We start from the raw sequence: 20,610 nt of genomic DNA on the forward strand, positions 1-20,610 counted from the left end.
CATGTGGCCCAGCGCGTAGCTGGCTGCCTCGGCCGTCTCGCTGGCGACGCAATCCGACGGCACCCACAGCTCGTAGCCGCGCACGTACGCATCCATCGCGGTGAACAGCACGCAGCTGTCGGCGGCGAGGCCGGTCACGATCAGTCGCTTGCACCGGACCTGGCGCAGCAGGATGTCGAGCGGCGTCTCGTAGAACGCCGAATGGCGCGGCTTCAGCAGCGTGCAGTCGCCGGGCTTGGGCTTGAGGATCCTCGCCATGCGCCCGGCCTCTCCCGGCATTCGCGAGCAACGCAGCCACAAGGCCTTGAAGTCGGATCGCCAGACGCCGTAGTTGTCGTTTGCATAGATGCACAGCGGCATGCGCTTGCTGCGCGCCGCCAGTTCGCGCCGCAGGCGCGCGGTGGCGGCCGCGGCACGCAGCGCGCAGGGGGCGAGCTGCTCGGCGCCGTCGAACGACAGCGGGTTGATGAAGTCCACCATCAGCAGCACGGTCGGGCTCGCCTCGACGGGCGGCTCCGAGAGCTTGCCGGTGCGCTTGCGCTGGGGGGTCGTGGTGGTCATGGTGCAAAGGATGGCGTTGGTCGATTCACGATGAGCCCGACACCGCACCGATCCTGCATGCGGGGTTGAACTCTCCTACCCGAAGACGCCCATCCGCCTGACTCACAGGCCGGGCACCGAGGCCGAGCATGGCGCACTCGTGTCCTTGTTCAACAGGAGTCGCCATGACCACCACCACCGCTCGTCCCCTCGCCGTCGTCACCGGCGCATCGTCCGGCATCGGGCTCGAACTCGCCAGGCAGTGCGCGAAGAACGGCTACGACCTGATCCTCGCCGCCGACCGCGACCTGCAGCCGGCTTCCGAAGCCGTCCAGCGGCTCGGCGCCCAGGTCACCACCGTGCAGGCGGACCTGGCCACGCGCGCCGGCGTCGAGACCCTGCTGTCGGCCATCGGCGGCCGGCCGGTCGACGCGCTGCTGGCCAACGCCGGCCACGGCCTGGGCCGCGCCTTCCTCGAGCAGGAGCTGGACGACATCCGCAACGTGATCGACACCAACATCACCGGCACCGTCTGCCTGATCCACGAGGTCGGCGTCCGCATGAGAGAGGCCCGCCGCGGAAAGATCCTGATCACCGGCTCGATCGCCGGCTTCATGCCCGGCACGTTCCAGGCGGTCTACAACGGCAGCAAGGCCTTCATCGATTCGTTCTCGTGGGCGCTGCGCAACGAGCTGAAGGACACCGGCGTGACGGTGACCTGCCTGATGCCAGGCCCCACCGACACGGAGTTCTTCGCCCGCGCCGACATGCTCGACACCAAGGTCGCGACCGACAGGAAGGCCGATCCGGCCGACGTCGCGAAGGTGGGCTTCGAGGCGATGCAGGCCGGCGAAGGCGACGTCGTCGCCGGCTGGAAGAACAAGGTGCAGGTCGCGCTGGCCGGCGTCACGCCCGCGGCCGTGCTCGCGGAGCGGCACCGGAAAATGGCCGAGCCGGGCAGCGCGCATTGACGACAAGCTCCGCGAAGCCCTTCGGCTACTTGAGGGGCTTCACCGTCTGCTGGAACTCGCCGACCAGCTCGCCCTTCGCCAGCACGTGGCCCTTCATCGCCGCGAGCAGCGTGTCGCGATCGGCCCCTGGCTGCACCTCGAGCGTCGAATCGAGCGCGAAGACCTGGAAGTGGTAGTGATGCGGCGGATCGCCGACCGGCGGGCGCGGCCCGTACCAGCCGGACGATCCGCGGCTGGTGCGCCCCTGCAGCATGCCGTCGGGATCGGTCAGGCGCGGCTGCTCCTGCAGGCCTTCGGGCAGCATCAACGTGCCGGCCGGGATGTTCCACGCCACCCAGTGGACGAAAGGCGCGATCGGCTTCGCGTCCGGGTCTTCCATCACGATGGCGTAGGACTTCGCGTCCGGCACGGCGCTCCACTGCAGGTGCGCCGAAATGCCGTCGGCGTACTCGCTGTGCTTCAGCGGCATGGCGGCACCGGGTGCGAAGCTGACGGACGACACCGTCATCGTGCTGCCGGTGCGTGTTCCCGTGCGCGTTTCGTCGCGGTCCTTCGCGAGCGGCACGCCGAGGCCGCGCGAGGTCTGCGCCTTCATCGGTCCGTCGGGCGGCATCGCGGCCGCAGCACCGGTGGTGCCCGAGGCGGCGCCGGTGTATGCGATGCGATAGATCAGCCCGTTCGCATCGTCGGCCATCAACAGCGCGCCGTCCTTCGCCACCGCGAGGCCCACCGGCCGGGCGATGTGCGTCCGGCCGCCATCGGTCAGGAAGCCGGTCGCGAACGGCTCGAAGCGCTGCGGCGCGCCGTTCGAGAAGCGGATCCGCACGATCTCGTAGCCGGACGCCGGGCTGCGGTTCCACGAACCGCGCATCGTGACGAACGCGTCGCCGGTGTACTCCGCCGGGAACGAGCCGCCCGGATAGAACACCATCTGCATCGGCGCCGCATGCGCCGTGTAGCCCATCGCCATCGGCGTGCTGAGCGCCTTCCACTGCGCCTTGCCGATGTCGCCGACCGGCGTGCTCTGCGGGTTGAACTCGCCCGCGCCCCAGACGTGCGGCCATCCGTATTGCCTGCCGGCCTCGATCCTGTTCAGTTCCTCGGGTTGCACCTCGTCGCCGAGGAAGTCGATGCCATGGTCCATGCCCCACAGCTCGCCGGTGGCCGGGTGCCAGGCGAAGCCGATGGTGTTGCGCAGGCCGGTCGCGAAGATCGTGCGGCTCTTGCCGTCGGCCGACGCCCGCAACAACGTGGCGTTCTCGGGGTTGCTTTCATTGCAGGCATTGCAGGTCGAGCCGACGCTGATGTACAGCATGTCGTCGGGTCCGAACGCGATCGTGCGGTTGGCATGCTGCCCGGCATCGGGCAGGTCGCCGACGATCATCTCGACCGCGCCGAGCGTGCCGCCGGGCTGGATCGGCGCGACGAAGATCTCCTTCACCGTCGCGAGGTAGAGCTTGCCGTCGTGGACGGCCAGGCCGTGCGCGCCCGGCCGGCTCGCCACCTTGACCGGCGGTCCGTCGGCACGGCCGTCGCCATCGGCGTCCTTCAGCATCAGCACATCGCCCTGGTCGCGCCGGCTCAGGTAAACCGTGCCGTCAGGCGCGACCACGACGATGCGGGCGTTCTTCAGGCCGCTGGCGAACACCGAGGCCTTGAAGCCTTTCGGCAGCTTCACTGCGGCGATGCGATCCGGCGTCGCGTTGACCTTCGCGGGCTTGAAGACGTTGGTCCGGATGCGCTCCTGGGTGCCGTCGCCTTGCTGGGCCGGCGCGGAAACTGCGGCAACGCCGGCCGCAAGCAACGCGAGAAGACGTGTGAGGTGAAGCGAGAGCATGGCGCAAGTCCCTGGAGTGGCGCACCGAGCGGCCGGTGCATGCGATGCGGCGGCAACCGGTGTGCCCAGGCATTGACGGTGGCCGGACACCGACGTTCAAATCGCAGCGATTCGAAGGATGAGAGGCGGCGACGATGAGCGAGATCCGAGGTTGATGCCGGTGTGGCCTGGTGCGCTACACGTTGGCATTGGACGGCCTGCCGCCGACCTATGCCTGCCACTGCCGCGACTGCCAGACCTGGGGGCACGCTGGACCGAAGCGACGAACTGCAGATCGCCGCCCACATCTGGGCAAAGCGCAAACAGCCGTGGCTGACGCTGCCCGAGGGCGTGCCGACCTGGCCCGAAGCCGCCGCGCCGGCGGACCTTGCGCACGCACTGGCGGTGCGCTGATACCGGAACGAATCGAACAGCGATGATGCCTTCAGGTCGGATCCTCATCGCCGGGCCGTCGCCTCGATGGGCATCGCGTGTCGATTCCCGCGACGACCGATCGTCGTATCTTCCGAGGGTCATCCTCTGCTTCAGGACTCGATCATGCCGACCAACACCGTCCGACTCCACCGCGTCATCCGGGCCACCCCCGACCGCCTCTACCGGGCCTTCCTCACTGCGGACGCGATGGCCAAATGGTTGCCGCCGTACGGCTTCACCTGCCGAGTCCACCACATGGAAGCCCACGTGGGCGGCAGCTTCCGGATGTCGTTCACGAACTTCAGCACCGGCAACGGCCACTCGTTCGGGGGCGAATACCGCGAGCTGGTTCCGAACCAGCGCATCCGCTATTCCGACACGTTCGACGACCCGAACCTGCCCGGCGAGATGGAGACCACCGTCACGCTGGCCGCGGTGTCGTGCGGCACCGAGCTGAGCATCGTGCAGGAAGGCGTACCCGCGGTCATCCCGGTCGAGATGTGCTACCTCGGCTGGCAGGAATCGCTCGCGCAGCTCGCGACATTGGTCGAGCCGGTGATTCCGGACTGACCCTCGTCACGCCCGGCGCCGCGCCAGCGTGATCCACGCCGGCGCGTGGTCGCTGGCCTTCGGCAAGCCGCGCAACGCCCGGTCGACGCCGACCGCCTTCAGCCGCTTCGCCGCGCTGGCGTTCAGCAGCAGGTGGTCGATGCGCAGCCCGGCATTGCGCTGCCAGTGCTGGCGGAAGTAGTCCCAGAAGGTGTACAGCGGTTCGCGCGGGCGCTTCTTCGCGAGCGCGTCGGTCCAGCCCTGGTCGAGCAGCCGGAAGTAGGCCGCGCGGCTCTCCGGCTGCAGCAGCGCATCCTTCAGCCACGAGCGGGTGTTGTAGATGTCCGTCACGTCGTCGGTCGGCACGACGTTGTAGTCGCCTGCGATGACCACCGGTTCGTCCCGGTCGACCAGCGACGCCGCATGCCGGATCAGCCGTTCGAACCAGGCCAGCTTGTAGTCGAACTTCGGCCCGGGTTGCGGATTGCCGTTCGGCAGGTAGAGGCAGGCGACCAGCACGCCGTTCACCGCCGCCTCGATGTAGCGGCTCTGCACATCCTTCGCATCGCCCGGCAGTCCGCGGCGGGTCTCGATCGGCTGCTCGCCCTTCGCGAGGATGGCCACGCCGTTGTACGCCTTCTCGCCGCTCCAGATCGCACCATAGCCCGCCGCTTCGAGCTCGGCGCGGGGGAACGTCGCGTGCGAGGTCTTCAGTTCCTGCAGGCAGACGACGTCCGGCTGATCGGACGCCAGCCACGCCAGCAGCGACGGCAGCCGCCCGCGCACGCCGTTGATGTTGTAGGTCGCGATCTTCATCACGGCAGTCTTGCCCGGCAAGCCGCCCACCGCTGTGGGATCGTGGCCCGTCGGTCTGTCGGACGATGCCGGCACGGGATCGCGGCGTTGTCCGGTATGGCGCGAGGCCTTCGGTGCCGACCATGCAGGCAATGCCCCCGCATTCCGGCGCGGGCAGATTCCAGGAGCACACGATGGCTGACGACAAGAGCAAGGCTGGCGGCCAGGATCGCACCCGCATCAACGTCAACGAAGACTACGAACTCCGCGACTGGGCCAGGAAGCTCAACGTGAGCCCGGACCGGCTGAAGGCCGCGGTGAAAGAGGTCGGCACCGCCGCGAAGGACGTGGAGAAGCACCTGAGCGCGAAGCCTCGCTGAGCAGCGGCGGCTCGGCCATGTCCCAGCTGATCATGATCATCCGCCATGCCGAGAAGCCGCGGCCCGGCGCGGACGACATCGCGATCGACGCCCACGGCGTGGCCGATCCCGGCGGCCTGTCGGTGCGCGGATGGCAACGCGCCGGTGCGCTGGTGCCGTACTTCGCGTCGAGGACGAGCTCGTCGCGGCAACCCGGCATCGCACCGCCCGCCACCATCTTTGCCGCGGCGTCGCACGGGCGCACCAGGCGCCCTGCCCTGACGGTCGCGCCGCTTGCCGCGGCGCTGCAGGTCCACGTGCAGGCCGAACATCGCTCCGACGGCGGCGAAGACGAGGTGATCCGTCGCAGCCTTTCGGCCACCGGGCCGGTGCTGATCTGCTGGCGGCACGAGCAGATCCCGGTGCTGGCGGGCGCGTTGGGCGTGGCCGAAGCGGCAACGCGCCGCTGGGAGGAAGACTGCTACGACGAGGTCTGGGTGTTCGCCCGCGACGACGACATCGGCTGGCGCTGGTCGGTGCAGCACCAGTCCTTGCTCGCGGGCGACGCGTAGGCCTGCGGCGTCAGGCCGCGTCGGTCGAGCGCGTCAGCGCTTCATGGCGCACCAGGCTCGCCTGCATCGCCTCCAGGTGGGTGCGCACCAGCCCGAGCGCATCGCTGCCGAGCAGCAGATGCGCCGGCGGTTCCGGCAGGTCCAGCAGCGCGAGGATCGCCGCCGCGGCCTTGTCCGGGTCGCCCAGCTGCCTGCCGCTCTTGTCGATGCGCGATTGCCGGATCGGATCGAACAACGCGTCGTAGTCGCCGATGGAGCGCGCGCTGCGCCGCATCGAGCGGCCGGCCCAATCGGTCCGGAACGAACCCGGCGCGACGGCCGTCACCGCGATGCCGAAGCCCTTCACCTCTTTCGCCAGCGTCCCGGAAATGCCTTCGAGCGCAAACTTGCTGCCGCAGTAGTACGCGATCCCGGGCATCGTGATGTGGCCGCCCATCGACGTGATGTTGACGATGTGGCCGCGCCGGCGCTGCCGCATGAAGGGCAGGAAGGCCTTGATCACCGCGACCGCGCCGAACACGTTCGCGTCGAACTGGTGGCGCATCTCGTCGAGCGACGATTCTTCGAGGATGCCCTCGTGGCCGTAGCCCGCGTTGTTGATCACGACGTCCACCGGCCCGATCTCGGCCTCGATGGCCGCGGCGAGCGGGGCGACCGCGTCGAACTGCGTCACGTCGAGCAGCCTCGCATGCGCATCGCCGTGAAATTGCCGTTCGAACTCGGTCGCGGCCTGCGCGCTGCGCACCGTGCCGACGACCCGGTGGCCGGCCCGCAGCGCGGCGCTCGCGAGCGCACGGCCGAAGCCGCTGCTGACGCCGGTGATGAAGAATGTCCTGGTGTTTTGCATGTGGCGATTCTGGAATCGAGCGGGCGGTGGGGCCAGCCGAAATCCTCTGCCATGCTTGCCTGTTCCTATGAGCCGCTCCGCCGCTGTCGGCGGTTCCGGTCCGGGTTGATGCACAGTACGCCGCATGGGGATATCACGCCAAGCCCGCATGGTCGCGCTGTTGAAGCGACTCGCCCCTGGCGAGGGCTACACGTCGACGGCCCTGCCGGACGTGCGCCTGCTGCGCTCCGATCGACCGCTGGCGTCGACCCCGGTGCTGTACGAGCCCGGGATCGTCATCGTCTGCCAGGGCCGCAAGCGGGGCTACTGGGCCGAGCAGGTCTACCTCTACGATGCGCAGCACTACCTGGCGGTGTCGGTGCCGGTGCCGTTCACGATGGAGACCGACGCCAGCGCCGACGAGCCGCTGCTCGCGATCTACTTCAGCCTCGACCTCACCGTGCTGGCCGCCCTCGCGCTGCAGGTCGACGAACTCACCGGAAGCCCGCGGTCCGCGCCGGTCGGCATGTTCTCGACACCGATGGACGACGCGCTGGCAGCGACCGTCCTGCGCTTCCTCGAAGCGATCAGCTCGCCGGTGGAGGCGGTGCTGCTCGGGCCGGCGATCGTGCGCGAGATCTACTTCCGGGTGCTCACCGGAGAACAGGGGGCGTCGATGCGCGCCGCGCTGGCGAGCCAGGGCCAGTTCGGCAAGATTGCCAAGGCGGTGCGGCGCATCCACGCGTCGTTTGCCGAACGCCTGAGCGTCGACCGCCTGGCCCGCGAGGCGGGCATGAGCATCCCGACCTTCCACGCGCACTTCCGCACCGTCACGCAGAGCTCGCCGCTGCAGTACCTCAAATCGGTGCGCCTTCACCAGGCACGCCTGCTGATGCTGCGCAATGAACTGACGGCGTCCGCGGCGAGCGCCGCGGTCGGCTACGAAAGCGCGTCGCAATTCAGCCGGGAGTTCAAGCGCTTCTTCGGGCTCAGCCCGCGCGCCGAGGTGGCGCGGCTGAAGTCGAGCTTCGCGATGCCGCCGCTGCCGGGCGAGCCGGCCTGGGTCACGTCGCATTGACCGGCCGTCACGGCGCCTTCTTCCTGCGGCGCGGCCGGTCCCGGTACTGCTGGCCCACCGCATGCAGGCCCGCCAGCGCGAACGCATGCAGGTGGGCCGCCAGGTCGGCCGACGAACCGGTCAGCACCGGCCGGATCGGCCCCGGCAGGCCGTTGCCGGCGACCAGCAGCATCAGGCACGGCGCCGCCACGCTGACCATGCAGCGCAACAACGCCGGGTCGCCGCGCGGGATGCCCGACACCTCGCTCAGCACGCCCTGCACCACGACCAGCTTCGGCTCGATCTCCGCGTCGAGCAGCAGGCGGGCGTTCGAGGTTGGCGCCAGCACCTCCCGCGCCAGCACGCGCACCGGCCAGCCGTGCTCGCCGGTCGTGGCTGCCAGCAACGTGTCGATCAGCCGCGCCAGCTTGTCCGACGCCGGCAGGCCGCTGCCGGCGATGTCCTGCAGCGTGTCGAGCCGGATCAGGCGCCGGTGCGCCTCGGCCAGCACGGTCTGGTACAGCCCGTTGCGGCTGCCGAAGTGGTAGTTGATCGACGCGACATCGGCGCCGGCTTCGGCGGCAATCGACTTGCTGGTCGTCTCGGCGAAACCGGTCGCCGCGAACAGCGGACCCGCGGCTTCGAGGATGCGGGTGTAGGTCTGGTCGCCGTCGATGCGCGTGCTGCGACGGGGTGGCGTCTTCGTCATGGCGTCGGTGCCGGCGCTTGAGCCATGGTGGAATTTAGTCTAAATTGCATTTAAAGTAAGCCTGTTCCGGTCAGCCTGTTCCTCTTGCCGTGGGCACATGCCGATGAAGAAGCCGCTCATTCTCGTTGCCATTCTGGCCGTCGCGCTGCTGGCCGCCGGCCTGTGGTGGTGGCATCAACGCCCGCCGCGCGACAGCGGGCTGCTGGAGCTGCACGGCAACGTCGACATCCGGCAGGTCTCGCTCGCGTTCGACGGCAGCGGGCGCGTCGCCGAGCTGCGGGTCCAGGAAGGCGATCGCGTCCAGGCCGGCGCGGTGCTGGCGCGACTCGACGTCAGCACGCTGCGCCTGCAGGCCGACCAGGCCGAAGCGCAGATCGACGCGCAACAGCAGAACCTGCTGCGCCTGCAACGCGGCGCGCGCCCGGAAGAAGTCGCGCAGGCCCGCAGCCGCGCGACCGCCTCGCAGGTCGACGCCGCGCGTGCCGAGCAGGAACTCGCGCGGCTGCAACAGGTCGCGGCGTCGACCGAGGGGCGCGGCGTCAGCGCGCAGGACCTGGACCGCGCCAAGGCCACCGCGCAGGTGGCGCGGGCCCGGTCGAACGAACAGGCGCAAGCGCTGCAGCTGGTCGAACGCGGCGCCCGCCAGGAAGACGTGGCGGCCACCGCGGCGCAGTTGAAAGGTGCACGGGCCCAGTTGGCGCTGCTTCGGCACCAGATCGACCTCGGCGAGTTGAAGGCACCGGCCGATGCGGTGGTGCGCTCGCGCCTGCTCGAAGCCGGCGACATGGCGACGCCGCAGCGGCCGGTCTTCGCGCTGGCGCTCGGCGGTCCCAAATGGGTGCGGGTCTACGTCGGCGAGCCGGACCTCGGTCGGGTGCGCCCCGGCCAGCCCGCCCGCGTGCTCACCGACAGCCGGCCGGGGGAGGCCTTGCAGGGGCAGGTGGCGTTCGTGTCGCCGGTCGCCGAGTTCACGCCGAAGTCGGTGCAGACCGAGGAGCTGCGCACCAGCCTGGTCTACGAAGTGCGCATCCGGATCGACGACAGCGCCGACCTGCTGCGCATGGGGCAGCCGGCGACGGTGCAGCTGTCGGTCGCCGCGACGCCGCCATGACCGGCGGCCGCGTCACCGTGGCCGCCCAGGCCTTGCGCAAGACCTTCGCCGCGCCGAAGGGCGGCCGCATCGTCGCGGTCGACGACCTGGCGCTGCAGGTGCACGCGGGGCAGCTCACCGCGCTGGTCGGGCCCGACGGCGCCGGCAAGACCACGCTGATGCGCATGGTGGCCGGCCTGCTGACGCCCGATGCGGGAACGCTGCGCGTGCTCGACACCGACGTGGTCGCCGACCCGCAATCGGTGCAGGACCGCGTGAGCTACATGCCGCAGCGCTTCGGCCTGTACGAGGACCTGAGCGTCCAGGAGAACCTCGACCTGTACGCCGACCTGCACGGCGTGCCGGCGACGCTGCGCCGCGAACGCTTCGCGCGCCTGCTGGCGATGACCGACCTCGCCCGCTTCACCGACCGCCCGGCCGGAAAACTGTCGGGCGGCATGAAGCAGAAGCTCGGTCTCGCCTGCACGCTGGTCCGTTCGCCGGAGCTGCTGCTGCTCGACGAGCCGAGCGTCGGCGTCGACCCGCTGTCGCGGCGCGACCTGTGGCAGATCCTGCAGCAGTTGATCGACGGGGAACGGCTGGGCGTCGTCGTCAGCACGGCCTACCTGGACGAGGCCGAGCGCTGTGCCCAGGTGTTCGTGATCCACCAGGGGGTGGTGCTGGCCGAGGGGCCGCCGGATCGCCTGAAGGAGCGCGCGACGGGGTTGACCTTCCTCGCGTCGCCGCCCGCGGGCGTCACCGCGCGCGACCTGCAGGCGCGCCTCATCGACGCGCGCGACCGTGTCATCGATGCGGTGCCCGAGGGCGGCGGCGTGCGCTTCATCCGTCAGCCCGGGGCCGACGCCGACGCACTCGGCGACCTGCTGCAGGGCGCGCAGGTGCGAACGCGTCCGCACGAGCTGGAAGACGCCTTCATGATGATGCTGGCGGCGCAGGCCTCGTCGTCCGCCGGCCCGCGCGACGACGCTGCGGTCGCGCCGCCCCCGGCGCTCGTCGAGCGGCCGCCGGCACAGGCGCCAGGCTGGCACGCTCCGGTGATCCAGGTGCGCGACCTCGTTCGCAGGTTCGGCGATTTCACCGCTGTCGCCAGCACCTCCTTCGAGGTCGGCCGCGGCGAGATCTTCGGCCTGCTCGGCCCCAACGGCGCCGGCAAGACCACCACCTTCCGCATGCTGTGCGGGCTGCTGCCAGCCACCAGCGGCCAGCTGCAGGTGGCCGGCGTCGACCTGCGGCGCGCCCGCGCGCAAGCCCGCCAGCGCATCGGCTACGTGTCGCAGAAGTTCGCGCTGTACGGCAACCTCAGCGTGCGCGAGAACCTGGAGTTCTTCGCCGGCGCCTACGGGCTGCGCGGCCAGGCCTTGCGGCACCGCGTCGCCACGCTGCTGGCCCAGTTCAGCCTCGACGCCGCCGCCCGCAGCGGCGACCTGCCCAACGGCTACAAGCAGCGCCTCGCGATGGCCGCCAGCCTGCTGCACGAGCCGGAGATCCTGTTCCTCGACGAACCCACCAGCGGCATCGACCCGCTGGCCCGGCGCGCGTTCTGGCGCACGATCACCGGGCTCGCGCAGCGCGCCGTCACCATCGTCGTCACCACGCATTTCATGGAAGAGGCCGAGTACTGCGACCGCATCGCGATCCAGGACGCCGGCCGCGTGCTGGCGCTCGGCACGCCGCAGCAGGTGCGGGTGCAGGCCGGTACCGGCCACGGCAGCGACATGGACGAGGCGTTCATCGCGATCGTCGAACAGGGCCGTCGACAGCATGCGTCGAGCGCAGCGGCCGCATGAGTGCGCTCTCGACTCCACCGGCAGCAACGGGACGCAGCGGCTTCCTGCGCCGCTTCACCGCGCTGCTGCGCAAGGAAGCGCGGCAGATGCTGCGCGACCGCAGCAACCTCGCGGTCGGCCTGCTGCTGCCGGTGATGCTGATCCTGCTGTTCGGCTACGGGCTGTCGTTCGACGTGAAGAACGTGCCGCTGGCCGTGGTGATGGAAGACAGCTCCCCGACGGCGCGCGATGTCGTCGCCGGCCTGAACGGTTCGCCATACCTGTCGCCGGTCTGGATGACGAGCGCCCAGGTGGCCGAGCAACGCCTGCGCGATGGCGAGGTCCAGGCCATCCTGCGCGTGCCCGCCGACTTCTCGCGGCAGCTCGCCATCGGCCAGGCGCCGCTGCAACTGGTGCTCAACGGGGTCGACTCCAACACCGCCGCGTCCGTCGAAGGCTACGTCGCTGGCGCCCTCGGCCAATCGGCACTGCTGCAGGCCGCGCGCAGCGGAGTCAAGGCGACCGGCGGGCCGGGCAGCATCGAGCTGGTGCCGCGGATGTGGTTCAACGAGGCGTCGACCAGCACCTGGTACCTGGTACCGGGCCTGATCGTGCTGGTGATGACGCTGATCGGCGCCTTCCTGACCTCGCTGCTGATCGCCCGCGAATGGGAGCGAGGCACGCTGGAATCGCTGTTCGTCACGCCGGTCAGGCCGCTCGAGATCGTGCTGGCCAAGCTGGTGCCCTACCTGGTCGTCGGCGCGATCGACCTGGCGATGTGCCTGCTCGCGGCGCGCTACCTGTTCGAGGTGCCGATCCGCGGTTCGCTCGCGGTGATCGTCGCGTCGTCGATGCTCTACCTCGCGGTCGCGCTGTTGCTCGGGCTGTTCATCTCGGGCGTGACCCGCAACCAGTTCGAGGCCAGCCAGATCGCGATGCTCGCGAGCTTCATGCCGGCGATGATGCTGTCGGGCTTCGTCTTCGACCTGCGCAACGTGCCGGTCGCCGTGCAGGTCATCAGCCAGCTGTTGCCGGCCACGCACTTCATGGGCCTCGTCAAGACGCTGTTCCTGGCCGGCGACAACCGGGCCATGATCCTGCGCGACGGTTCGATCCTCGCGGTCTACGCCGTGGTGCTGCTGCTGGCCACGCGGCGCCTGCTGCGCAAGACCTTGGACTGAACACCATGCACGACTTCATCGCCGCGCTGGTGCGCATCGGCTTCCTGTGCCGCAAGGAGCTGCTGGCGCTGCTGAAGGAGCCCAGCAGCCGGGTCATCCTGATCGCGCCGGCCTTGATGCAGGCCCTGCTGTTCGGCTACGGCGCCACCTACGACCTGACCCACGCGCCCTATGCGGTGCTGGATCCGGGCCGCGGCGCCACCGCCGCCGCGCTGCTGGACCGGCTGGACGGCACCGGCGTCTTCCAGCGCGACGCAGTGCTGGCCTCGAGCCGCGACATCGCCCGCGCGATCGACGACGATGGCGTGCTGCTGGTGCTCGTCTTCCCGTCGGACTTCGAGCAGAAGCTGGCCGCGGGCCAAGCCGCGCCACTGCAGCTGATCCTCGACGGCCGCAACTCGTCGACCGCCGGCGCGGCAGCAGCGCAGGTCGGTGCCATCGTCGCGCAGATGAACCAGGCGCGCGGCGCCGCTGCGGCCGTCGGCATCGAGCGCCGCGCCTGGTACAACCCGAACCTCGAATCGCGCTGGAACATCATGCCGGGCCTGATCGCCGCGCTGAGCATGATGCAGACGCTGCTGGTGGCGGCGCTGTCGGTGGCCCGCGAACGCGAGCACGGCACCTTCGACCAACTGCTGGTGACGCCGTTCACGCCGATGCAGCTGCTGGTCGGCAAGGCCCTGCCGTCGATGCTGGTCGGGCTGCTGCAGTCCACCCTCATCTTCCTGGTCCTGGTGTTCTGGTTCCGCATCCCGATGCAGGGCTCGGTCGCGCTGCTCTACCTGGGCCTCGTCACCTTCACGCTGGCGGCGGTGGGCATCGGGCTGTCGATCTCGGCGCTGTCGGTCAGCATGCAGCAGGCGATGCTCTACACCTTCCTGCTGATCATGCCGCTGATGCTGCTGTCGGGCCTGCTGACGCCGGTGCGCAACATGCCGCCGGTGCTGCAGATCGCCACCTACGCCAACCCGCTGCGCTTCGGCATGGACCTGGTGCGCCGCGTCTACCTCGAAGGCGCCGGCCTGCACGAGGTGGCGTTCGACTTCGTGCCGATGCTGGCCGTGGCCGCGGTGACGCTGCCGCTGGCCGCCTGGCTGTTCCGCAACCGTCTGTCCTGATCCGGGGAGGTCCTGCGATGCGTCCTGCTGCTGCGCGCTGCTGGCTGCCGTCGACCGCGCTGGCGCTGGTGTCGGCACTGGCGTTGGCGGCTTGTGCCGACGTGCCGGTCCACGTCCCGCCACAGACGCCGACACCGTCGGACTGGGGCCAATGGCGCAGCGGCGATGACGCGCTCCATCCGCCGGTGGCCACCGACCAGGCCTGGCCGCTGGCCTGGTGGACCGTGTTCGGCGACCCGATGCTCGACGAACTGGAGCGACGCGCCGTGACGGCCAGCCCCGACCTGCGCACCGCGGCGCTTCGCTTCGCGCAGGCGCGCACCCAGCGGGGCGCGGTCGAGGCGCAGGCGGGCCCGCAGCTGCGGGCCAATGCCGGTGTCGTTCGCCAGCGCCAGAGCGAGTTCGGGGCCGGTACGCGACTGCTGGACGCGATCGGCGGCGACCGCGACCGCCTGGCCGGGGTGCTCGGCGAGCCCTTCACGCTGTACCAGGCCGGGTTCGATGCGTCGTGGGAGTTGGACCTGTGGGGCCGCGTCAGCCAGGCGGTCGACGCGGCGAACGCCGACGTCGCCGCCCAGGCCGCGCTGCTCGGCCTGGCCCGGCTGAGCCTGGCCAGCGACGTGGCCCGCCACTACCTGGATTTCCGCGCGGCGCAGCAGCAATCGCAGTTGCTGCGCGACGACATCGCGGCACAGCAGCAGCGCATCGAGCTCCTCGACGCGCGGGTGCGCGCCGGCGTGCTCGATGCGCTGGCGCTCGAACCGCTGCGTGCCGACCTCGCCGCGAGCCAGGGGCAAGGGCCTGCACTGCTGGTGCAGCAGGCGGCCGCTGCCGGCCAGGTCGAACTGCTGCTGGGCGAGCGCCCTGGCGCGCTCGCCGCGTTGCTCGCCACGCCGGCACCGGACGCACACGCGATGCTGCCCGAGCTGGCGCTCGGCCTGCCGTCGACGGTGGCGCAACGCCGACCGGACATCCAGGCGGCCGAAGCCCGGCTGCGCCGCGCGACCGCCAGCATCGGCGTCGCGAAAGCCGATCTCTACCCCACGGTCCGGCTCGGCGCGAAGTTCGGCACCGAGTCCTACCTCGGCAGCGAGTTCGCGAGCTGGGGCAGCCGCACCTGGTCCATCGGGCCGACGCTGGACCTGCCGCTGTTCGACCGCGGGCGGCGCGTGCGCATGGTGCAACTGCGCGAACTCGAACAGCAGGAAGCCGCAGTGGCCTACCAACGCACCGTGCTGCAGGCCTGGCACGAGATCGACGACGCGCTGAATGCCTGTGCGGCCGAACGCCAGCAGTGGCTGCAGCTGCAGGATCGCGAGCGCAGCATTCGGCAGGTCCACGCGCTGGCGACGGCCCGGTACCGCAGCGGCACGGTCGACTACACCGTGGTGCTCGAAAGTCAGCGCGGCCTGCTGCAGGCCGGGCGCGAGCGGATCGCCAGCGAAGACCGGCTGAAGCTGCGGTTCGTCGCGCTCAACAAGGCGATTGCCGCGGTGCCGGCCGACTGACGCCTCGTCGATCGCTCAGCGCGCGTTGCGCTTGCGCGTGGCGGCCGCCTTCTTCGCCGACGCCGACCGTTCGGCCGCGGTGCGGCTGGCCGCCGCCGCGCCGCCTAGCCGCCCGCCCTTGCGCGCCGGCTCGTGGTTCTCGGGCTGGCCGCGGCCGGAGCCGGATTTCTTGCCGCCGCCGGTCTCCTTGTTGACCGTGGCCCAGGCCCGGCGTTCGGCCTCGTCCTTCGCGACGCCGCGCTGCTCGTAGCCCTTCTCGATGTGCGCGGCCTCGCGCTTCTGCTTGTCGGTGTACGACGACTTGTCACCTCTGGGCATGATCGCTCCTTGAAGTCCAGGCATCCACCATGACGCGTGCGAGCCGCGCCGTCAGCCGGACGATGCAGCGAGCGCGTGTCGGTCGATTCGCACACGCCGCGGTGGCACCGCCTGGGCACCCCCTAGGCGACGCCCGACCGCAGGCGCTGCGCGTCCTTCGCGGGCGGCATGCCGAACACGCGGCCGTAGTCGCGGCTGAACTGCGACGGGCTCTCGTAGCCGACCTGGAAGCCCGCGCTGGCAGCGTCCATCGCCTCGGCCACCATCATCCGGCGCGCCTCCTGCAGGCGCAGCTGGGTGCGGAACGCCAGCGGGCTCATCGAGGTCACGGCCTTGAAGTGGGCGTGGAAGCTCGAACGGCTCATGCCCGCGACCGCGGCCACCTCGTCGATGGTCCAGGCTTGCGCATAGCGCCCGCGGATCCACGCGATGGCCCGCGCGATCTGGTTCAGGTGGCTGTCGGCCTGCGCCATGTGGCGCACCAGGCTGTTGCCCGGCCCGCTCAGCAGCCGGTACAGGATCTCGCGCTGCACCAGCGGCGCGAGCTCGGCGATGTCCTGCGGCGCGTCCAGCAGCGCGGCCAGGCGCACCGCGGCATCCAGCAGCTCGGGCGTCGTCTGGTTGAGGGCGATGCCGCGCGGCGACAGGCCGCTGCCGGCCTCGGGCAGCGGGTGGCGCAGTGCCAGTTCGCCGAGGCGGGCCATGTCGAGGTCGAGCACCAGGCACAGGTAGGGCCTGGCCGCGCTGGCCTCGATCACCGTGCCCACGACCGGCAGGTCGACCGACGCCACGAGGTAGTGCGCCGCGTCGTACACGTAGCGGGTGGCACCGAGCATCGCGCGCTTGCGCCCTTGCGCGACCAGGCACAGCGTGGGCTCGTAGACCACCGGCATCGGCATCGTCGGGGCCGAGCTGCGGACCAGGCTCACGCCCGGGATGGCGGTCGCGTGCAGGCCGTCGGTGGCGGTGTGGCGGTCCAGCAGGTCGACCAGCATGGCGGGGTGCGAAGGCATGGCGGCCATTGTCCTCGCGTGGCGGCCCACCGTCGCTACAGGCTGGACGATCGTGCAAGAACGGCGGACGAAGCGTCTACAGGCTGCATGCTGGCCGCGACCAGAATCCTTTCCAGACAACTTGCCTCGAAAGGACTTCTCGATGACCACCGCCCTCGCACTCGACCACTACCGCCTGCTCGGACGATCGGGCATGCGCGTATCGCCCATGGCCTTGGGCACGATGACCTTCGGTACCGACTGGGGCTGGGGCGCCGACAGCGCCGAAGCCGGCCGCATCTTCGACGTGTACGTCGACCGCGGCGGCAACTTCATCGACACCTCGGTCAACTACACCGGCGGCGCGTCCGAGCGCATCCTGGGCGGCCTGATGCAGGGGCGGCGCGACCGGCTGGTGCTGGCCACCAAGTTCACGATGGCCCGCGACCCGGCCGACCCGAACTCCGGCGGCAACCACCGCATGAACCTGCTGCGTTCGGTGGAGGCCAGCCTGCGCCAGCTCGGCACCGACCGCATCGAGCTGCTCTACCTGCATGCCTGGGACTTCACCACCTCGCCCGACGAGGTGATGCGCGGTCTCGACGACCTGGTGCGTTCCGGCAAGGTGCTCTACATCGGCATCTGCAACACGCCGGCCTGGCAGGTCGCGCGGCTGCAGACGCTGGCCGACCTGCGCGGCTGGGCGCCGCTGGTGGCGCTGCAGATCGAGTACAGCCTGGTCGAGCGCACGGTGGAGCACGAGCTGATCCCGATGGCCACCGAGCTGGGCCTGGGCGTGCTGCCGTGGTCGCCGCTGGGCGGCGGCCTGCTGGCCGGCAAGTACACCCGAAGCGACCTGGCGCAGCAGGCCGAGGCCGGGGTGTCGGCCTCGCGCAAGGGCGTGATCGCGTCGTCGGGCCACATGACCGAACGGGCGCTGGACATCGCCGATGCGGCGCAGGCGGTGGCTCGCGAGGTCGGCGCCAGCGCGTCGCAGGTGGCCATCGCATGGACGCTGGCCAACCCGGCCGTGACCGCGCCGGTGATGGGTGCGCGCACCGTGGCGCAGGCACTGGACAACATCGGCGCGCTAGGCCTGCAGTTGACTGCGGCGCAGCGGGCGCGGCTCGACGACGCCAGCGCCATCGCCCCGATCTTCCCGGCGCGCTTCATCGGCATGCCGATGCCGCAGCGCCTGATCTTCGGCGACGCGCAGGTCCGGCGCCGCGCGTGAGCGGCCAGCGTGCTGCCGAACAAGCCAGCGTCACCGTGCCACCCGCCCTCCATGGGTGTGGGTGTCGTCGGCACACTGTGGCCCAAGCGGCCGCAAGCCGCCGCCGTGGTGCTCCTCCACGCGAGGTGTTCACCCATCCCTGGCGCGGGCCACTTCTACACCGACGCCTCGCTACCCGAGCATGACGCCCATGCTGCCGGGCCGACGCGGCAGCGCATCATGGCCTTCCTGAGGTGACTCACGTTTTCTGGATCACTTCATTGATGTGCTGCCGAGGAAATCGCTGGCAACTTCGCGAAACCTGTCATCGCAGCGCGGCTTGCCTGTCGGCCCGAACGGCCACTGGCTCAGCCCCTGTCCCAACGACAAATTGCGCGTGCGTTGGCAGGCGAGCGAAGCTGAACTCACGGGGCGAATGACGGGTGGTAGGCTCCGTCAGCATCGGAGCCCACCATGACCTTCCACCGAGCTGCCGGCGAGCATTCGATGAGTACGACGAAGCGGAGCATCTTGATGCTCGTCCGCGACGTCATCCAGCGAAATCCGCTCCTGCTTCCGCTCGCCTTCGTCGCGACCTTGTCCATCGTGCTGATCGGCGAGAGTTCGTACTGGCAATCGACGGGTGTGTTGGAACAGCTCAGTGCCTTGCGATCGGGCAAGACGACCTTGCAAGAATTGCGAGCGACGGCACCAGACAGCCAGTCGAGCATTCATCGCACGCTGCTGGTCAATCGCCTTGGCGCGGGGGCTTTGAGCGCTGCCGGGCTCGTGGTGCTGTTCCTGTACCTGCGCCAGGGCCTGGCACTTGAGCAAAAGAAGGAAGATGTCAAGGAAGAGCTTGAGCGCGTGGTGCAGATCGAGCGCGAGCGCTTGGAGGTCGAGGTGGCATCGCGCACCGCGCAACTCGTCAAGCTGACCCACCACATCGAAACGGCGCGGGAAGAAGAACGCGCCCGGTTGGCGCGTGACCTGCATGACGAGCTGGGCGCTTTGCTCATCTCGGCCAAGCTTGATGCCGCGCGGATCAAGGCCCGCGTGACCGAGAGTGCGCCCGAGGTGTTGGAGCGCTTGGCACACCTGGTCGACATGCTCAACAAGGGCATCGCGCTCAAACACAACATCATCGAGAACCTGCGTCCATCGACCCTTGACAGCTTGGGGCTGGCCGTCACGCTCGAGATCCTCTCGCGCGAGTTCGCTGAGCGTTCCGGCGTCAAGGTGAACTGTGCGCTCTCGGTGGTGATGCTGGAGCCGACTGCGGAACTGGTGGCGTACCGAGTAGTCCAGGAAGCCGTCACGAACATCAGCAAGTACGCCAAGGCTACGACCCTCTGGCTCGACCTGGTGTCCAGCGATGGGGTGGCGGAGTTGACGGTACGAGACGACGGTGTCGGATTCGACACCAGTTCGCCGTCGACCTCGGCCTACGGCCTACTCGGCATGAGGTTTCGTGTGGAAGCCGAGCACGGAACGCTTGTCGTCACGGCCGCACCGGGTCAGGGGACGACGATCCAGGTGCGGCTGCCGGAGCGCATCGTCGAGGGCTGATCCTTCGGCGAGCTTCACGTCGATCGGGTGTCTCGGCCCCTGATCGTCGCGCGTCTTCAGCGCACCGGTGCCCGAGCCACTGAAGCCCGTGGTCGAGCCCCAGCGTGACCAGCCCGGTCGCGGTGTCCGTCACCAGCCACGGCAGCGCCCCCACCATCGCGTCGCACGGACCGCGGCTGGCGTCATGTTGCCGAGCGAGGAGCGCTCAACCGGTGGGCGACCCGAAGAAGCCGGCGAGCGCGCCGGCCAGTTCGTCGGGCGCCTCTTCGGCCATGTGGTGGCCGCAGTCGACGGGCGCCCCGCGCACGTCCTGCGCCCACGTCGCCCAGATCGCACGGGGATCGCCGTGCAGCTCGGCCAGATCGTCGCGACTCGACCACAGGCACAGCAGCGGACACCGGACCACGCGGCCCGCCGCCCGGTCCTCGGTCTCGAGCCGCCGGTCGATGCCGGGGCCGGCCCGGTAGTCCTCGAGCATGGCCCGCACGGTCGCCGGGTCGCGCGTCGCGGCCAGGTAGTCGGCCCAGGCGTCGTCGCAGCCCATCAGCGCGCGCTTCGTGTCGTTGCTGCCGTACCAGGCGTCGGGATCCGCGAGGATCGCCCGCTCCGGCTTGTCGGGTTGCAGGAAGAAGAACCAATGCCACCACGCGCTGGCAAACCGGTCGTCGCAGCGTTCCAGGTGCTCGACGACGGGCAGCGAATCGAGGATCGCGAGGCGCCGCACCCGGTCCGGGACATCCAGCGCCAGCCGCAAGGCCACCAGCCCGCCGCGGTCGTGCCCGACCACGCCGTACTGGCGGTGTCCGAGGCGCTCCATCAGGCCGGCGCAATCGGCGGCCATCGCGCGCTTGCTCGCCTGGGCATGGTCCGGTTGCGGCGCCGGCTTCGTCGACTGCCCGTAGCCCCGCAGGTCGGGACACTCCACCGTGAAGCGCTTGTCCAGCAGCGTCGCGACCCGATGCCAGGTGGCGTGGGTGCGCGGGTGCCCATGCAGCAACAGCAACGCGGGGCCGCGTCCACCGTGCCGGACACGCAGCGTCACGTCGCCGACGTCGATGAATTCGAGTTTGAAGCCGTCGAACATCCAGTTCTCCCGGGTGATGTCAGCGGCGCGCCGACCACGCGCCGCGAGTGCCTGCTCATCCTCAACCTGGAGGTTGCCGCCCGCCCGCGCTGCCCGCAGCATCCAGCGCTTTGGACCGCGC

Annotated in this window: 20 protein-coding genes and 1 pseudogene; 13 read left to right on the forward strand and 8 right to left on the reverse strand. The window is 70.1% G+C overall.

Annotated elements, in window-relative coordinates; all coding sequences use genetic code 11:
- Positions 1-6: 6 nt before the first annotated feature.
- Positions 7-561 (reverse strand): annotated as a pseudogene (locus FHT26_RS29630) (cysteine hydrolase family protein); the annotation flags it as partial.
- A 164-nt stretch (positions 562-725) separates the two neighbouring features.
- On the opposite strand from FHT26_RS29630, the gene FHT26_RS01975 reads away from it, so the two are divergent.
- Complete coding sequence (locus FHT26_RS01975; RefSeq protein ID WP_168558501.1) at positions 726-1,511, forward strand: SDR family NAD(P)-dependent oxidoreductase; 786 nt, start codon at positions 726-728, stop codon at positions 1,509-1,511.
- Between the two features lie 25 nt (positions 1,512-1,536).
- On the opposite strand, the gene FHT26_RS01980 is transcribed toward FHT26_RS01975, so the two are convergent.
- Positions 1,537-3,348, reverse strand: a complete 1,812-nt coding sequence (locus tag FHT26_RS01980; protein ID WP_168558502.1) for a YbhB/YbcL family Raf kinase inhibitor-like protein — start codon at positions 3,346-3,348, stop codon at positions 1,537-1,539.
- Between the two features lie 210 nt (positions 3,349-3,558).
- On the opposite strand from FHT26_RS01980, the gene FHT26_RS01985 reads away from it, so the two are divergent.
- Both FHT26_RS01985 and FHT26_RS01990 read left to right on the forward strand, forming a co-directional pair.
- The gene (locus tag FHT26_RS01985) at positions 3,559-3,741 is read left to right on the forward strand and encodes a GFA family protein (RefSeq protein ID WP_210427200.1); all 183 of its coding nucleotides are present in this window, start codon (positions 3,559-3,561) and stop codon (positions 3,739-3,741) included.
- A gap of 144 nt (positions 3,742-3,885) precedes the next feature.
- Entirely contained in the window at positions 3,886-4,332 is a 447-nt protein-coding gene (locus tag FHT26_RS01990) for an SRPBCC family protein (protein ID WP_168558503.1), read from the forward strand.
- Between the two features lie 6 nt (positions 4,333-4,338).
- On the opposite strand, the gene xth is transcribed toward FHT26_RS01990, so the two are convergent.
- Positions 4,339-5,127: an exodeoxyribonuclease III gene (xth, locus tag FHT26_RS01995; RefSeq protein ID WP_168558504.1), complete on the reverse strand. Its 789-nt coding sequence runs from the start codon at positions 5,125-5,127 to the stop codon at positions 4,339-4,341.
- A gap of 173 nt (positions 5,128-5,300) precedes the next feature.
- On the opposite strand from xth, the gene FHT26_RS02000 reads away from it, so the two are divergent.
- Together FHT26_RS02000 and FHT26_RS02005 are read left to right on the forward strand one after the other, a co-directional pair.
- On the forward strand, positions 5,301-5,486 hold the full coding sequence (locus tag FHT26_RS02000; RefSeq protein ID WP_168558505.1) for a DUF3606 domain-containing protein: 186 nt from the start codon (positions 5,301-5,303) through the stop codon (positions 5,484-5,486).
- A gap of 17 nt (positions 5,487-5,503) precedes the next feature.
- The gene (locus FHT26_RS02005; protein ID WP_168558506.1) at positions 5,504-6,037 is read left to right on the forward strand and encodes a phosphoglycerate mutase family protein; all 534 of its coding nucleotides are present in this window, start codon (positions 5,504-5,506) and stop codon (positions 6,035-6,037) included.
- Positions 6,038-6,047: 10 nt separating this feature from the next.
- Here the strand turns inward: FHT26_RS02005 and FHT26_RS02010 are convergent, their stop codons facing one another.
- A complete protein-coding gene (locus FHT26_RS02010; protein ID WP_168558507.1) occupies positions 6,048-6,884 on the reverse strand; it encodes an oxidoreductase in 837 nt (278 codons plus the stop codon).
- Between the two features lie 148 nt (positions 6,885-7,032).
- On the opposite strand from FHT26_RS02010, the gene FHT26_RS02015 reads away from it, so the two are divergent.
- Complete coding sequence (locus tag FHT26_RS02015; protein ID WP_168558508.1) at positions 7,033-7,941, forward strand: AraC family transcriptional regulator; 909 nt, start codon at positions 7,033-7,035, stop codon at positions 7,939-7,941.
- Positions 7,942-7,948: 7 nt separating this feature from the next.
- Here the strand turns inward: FHT26_RS02015 and FHT26_RS02020 are convergent, their stop codons facing one another.
- Positions 7,949-8,629, reverse strand: coding sequence for a TetR/AcrR family transcriptional regulator (locus FHT26_RS02020; protein ID WP_168558509.1), 681 nt, complete (start codon positions 8,627-8,629; stop codon positions 7,949-7,951).
- Between the two features lie 103 nt (positions 8,630-8,732).
- Here FHT26_RS02020 and FHT26_RS02025 point away from each other — a divergent pair, with 103 nt between their 5' ends.
- The 5 genes from FHT26_RS02025 to FHT26_RS02045 are packed head-to-tail and all read left to right on the forward strand — an operon-like array spanning position 8,733 to position 15,313.
- Positions 8,733-9,740 carry an HlyD family secretion protein gene (locus FHT26_RS02025; RefSeq protein WP_168558510.1) on the forward strand — a complete coding sequence of 336 codons (1,008 nt, stop codon included), beginning with the start codon at positions 8,733-8,735 and terminating at the stop codon, positions 9,738-9,740.
- Entirely contained in the window at positions 9,737-11,527 is a 1,791-nt protein-coding gene (locus tag FHT26_RS02030; RefSeq protein ID WP_168558511.1) for an ATP-binding cassette domain-containing protein, read from the forward strand. The genes FHT26_RS02025 and FHT26_RS02030 overlap by 4 nt, the downstream gene beginning before the upstream one ends.
- Positions 11,524-12,687 carry an ABC transporter permease gene (locus FHT26_RS02035; protein WP_168558512.1) on the forward strand — a complete coding sequence of 388 codons (1,164 nt, stop codon included), beginning with the start codon at positions 11,524-11,526 and terminating at the stop codon, positions 12,685-12,687. The genes FHT26_RS02030 and FHT26_RS02035 overlap by 4 nt, the downstream gene beginning before the upstream one ends.
- Positions 12,688-12,692: 5 nt before the next feature.
- On the forward strand, positions 12,693-13,805 hold the full coding sequence (locus tag FHT26_RS02040; RefSeq protein WP_168558513.1) for an ABC transporter permease: 1,113 nt from the start codon (positions 12,693-12,695) through the stop codon (positions 13,803-13,805).
- A 17-nt stretch (positions 13,806-13,822) separates the two neighbouring features.
- The gene (locus FHT26_RS02045; RefSeq protein WP_168558514.1) at positions 13,823-15,313 is read left to right on the forward strand and encodes an efflux transporter outer membrane subunit; all 1,491 of its coding nucleotides are present in this window, start codon (positions 13,823-13,825) and stop codon (positions 15,311-15,313) included.
- Between the two features lie 15 nt (positions 15,314-15,328).
- Here FHT26_RS02045 and FHT26_RS02050 read toward each other — a convergent pair whose 3' ends face one another.
- Together FHT26_RS02050 and FHT26_RS02055 are read right to left on the reverse strand one after the other, a co-directional pair.
- Complete coding sequence (locus tag FHT26_RS02050; RefSeq protein ID WP_168558515.1) at positions 15,329-15,631, reverse strand: plasmid stabilization protein; 303 nt, start codon at positions 15,629-15,631, stop codon at positions 15,329-15,331.
- Positions 15,632-15,753: 122 nt separating this feature from the next.
- Positions 15,754-16,644, reverse strand: coding sequence for an AraC family transcriptional regulator (locus tag FHT26_RS02055; protein WP_168558516.1), 891 nt, complete (start codon positions 16,642-16,644; stop codon positions 15,754-15,756).
- Positions 16,645-16,786: 142 nt separating this feature from the next.
- Here FHT26_RS02055 and FHT26_RS02060 point away from each other — a divergent pair, with 142 nt between their 5' ends.
- On the forward strand, positions 16,787-17,857 hold the full coding sequence (locus tag FHT26_RS02060) for an aldo/keto reductase (protein ID WP_168558517.1): 1,071 nt from the start codon (positions 16,787-16,789) through the stop codon (positions 17,855-17,857).
- 453 nt (positions 17,858-18,310) lie between these two features.
- Positions 18,311-19,405, forward strand: a complete 1,095-nt coding sequence (locus FHT26_RS02065) for a sensor histidine kinase (RefSeq protein ID WP_168558518.1) — start codon at positions 18,311-18,313, stop codon at positions 19,403-19,405.
- 205 nt (positions 19,406-19,610) lie between these two features.
- Here the strand turns inward: FHT26_RS02065 and FHT26_RS02070 are convergent, their stop codons facing one another.
- Positions 19,611-20,591, reverse strand: a complete 981-nt coding sequence (locus FHT26_RS02070) for an alpha/beta fold hydrolase (protein ID WP_210427201.1) — start codon at positions 20,589-20,591, stop codon at positions 19,611-19,613.
- Between the last annotated feature and the right edge of the window lie 19 nt (positions 20,592-20,610).

This window comes from Rhizobacter sp. SG703 (genome assembly GCF_012275445.1).
Taxonomy (GTDB): Bacteria; Pseudomonadota; Gammaproteobacteria; order Burkholderiales; family Burkholderiaceae_C; genus Rhizobacter.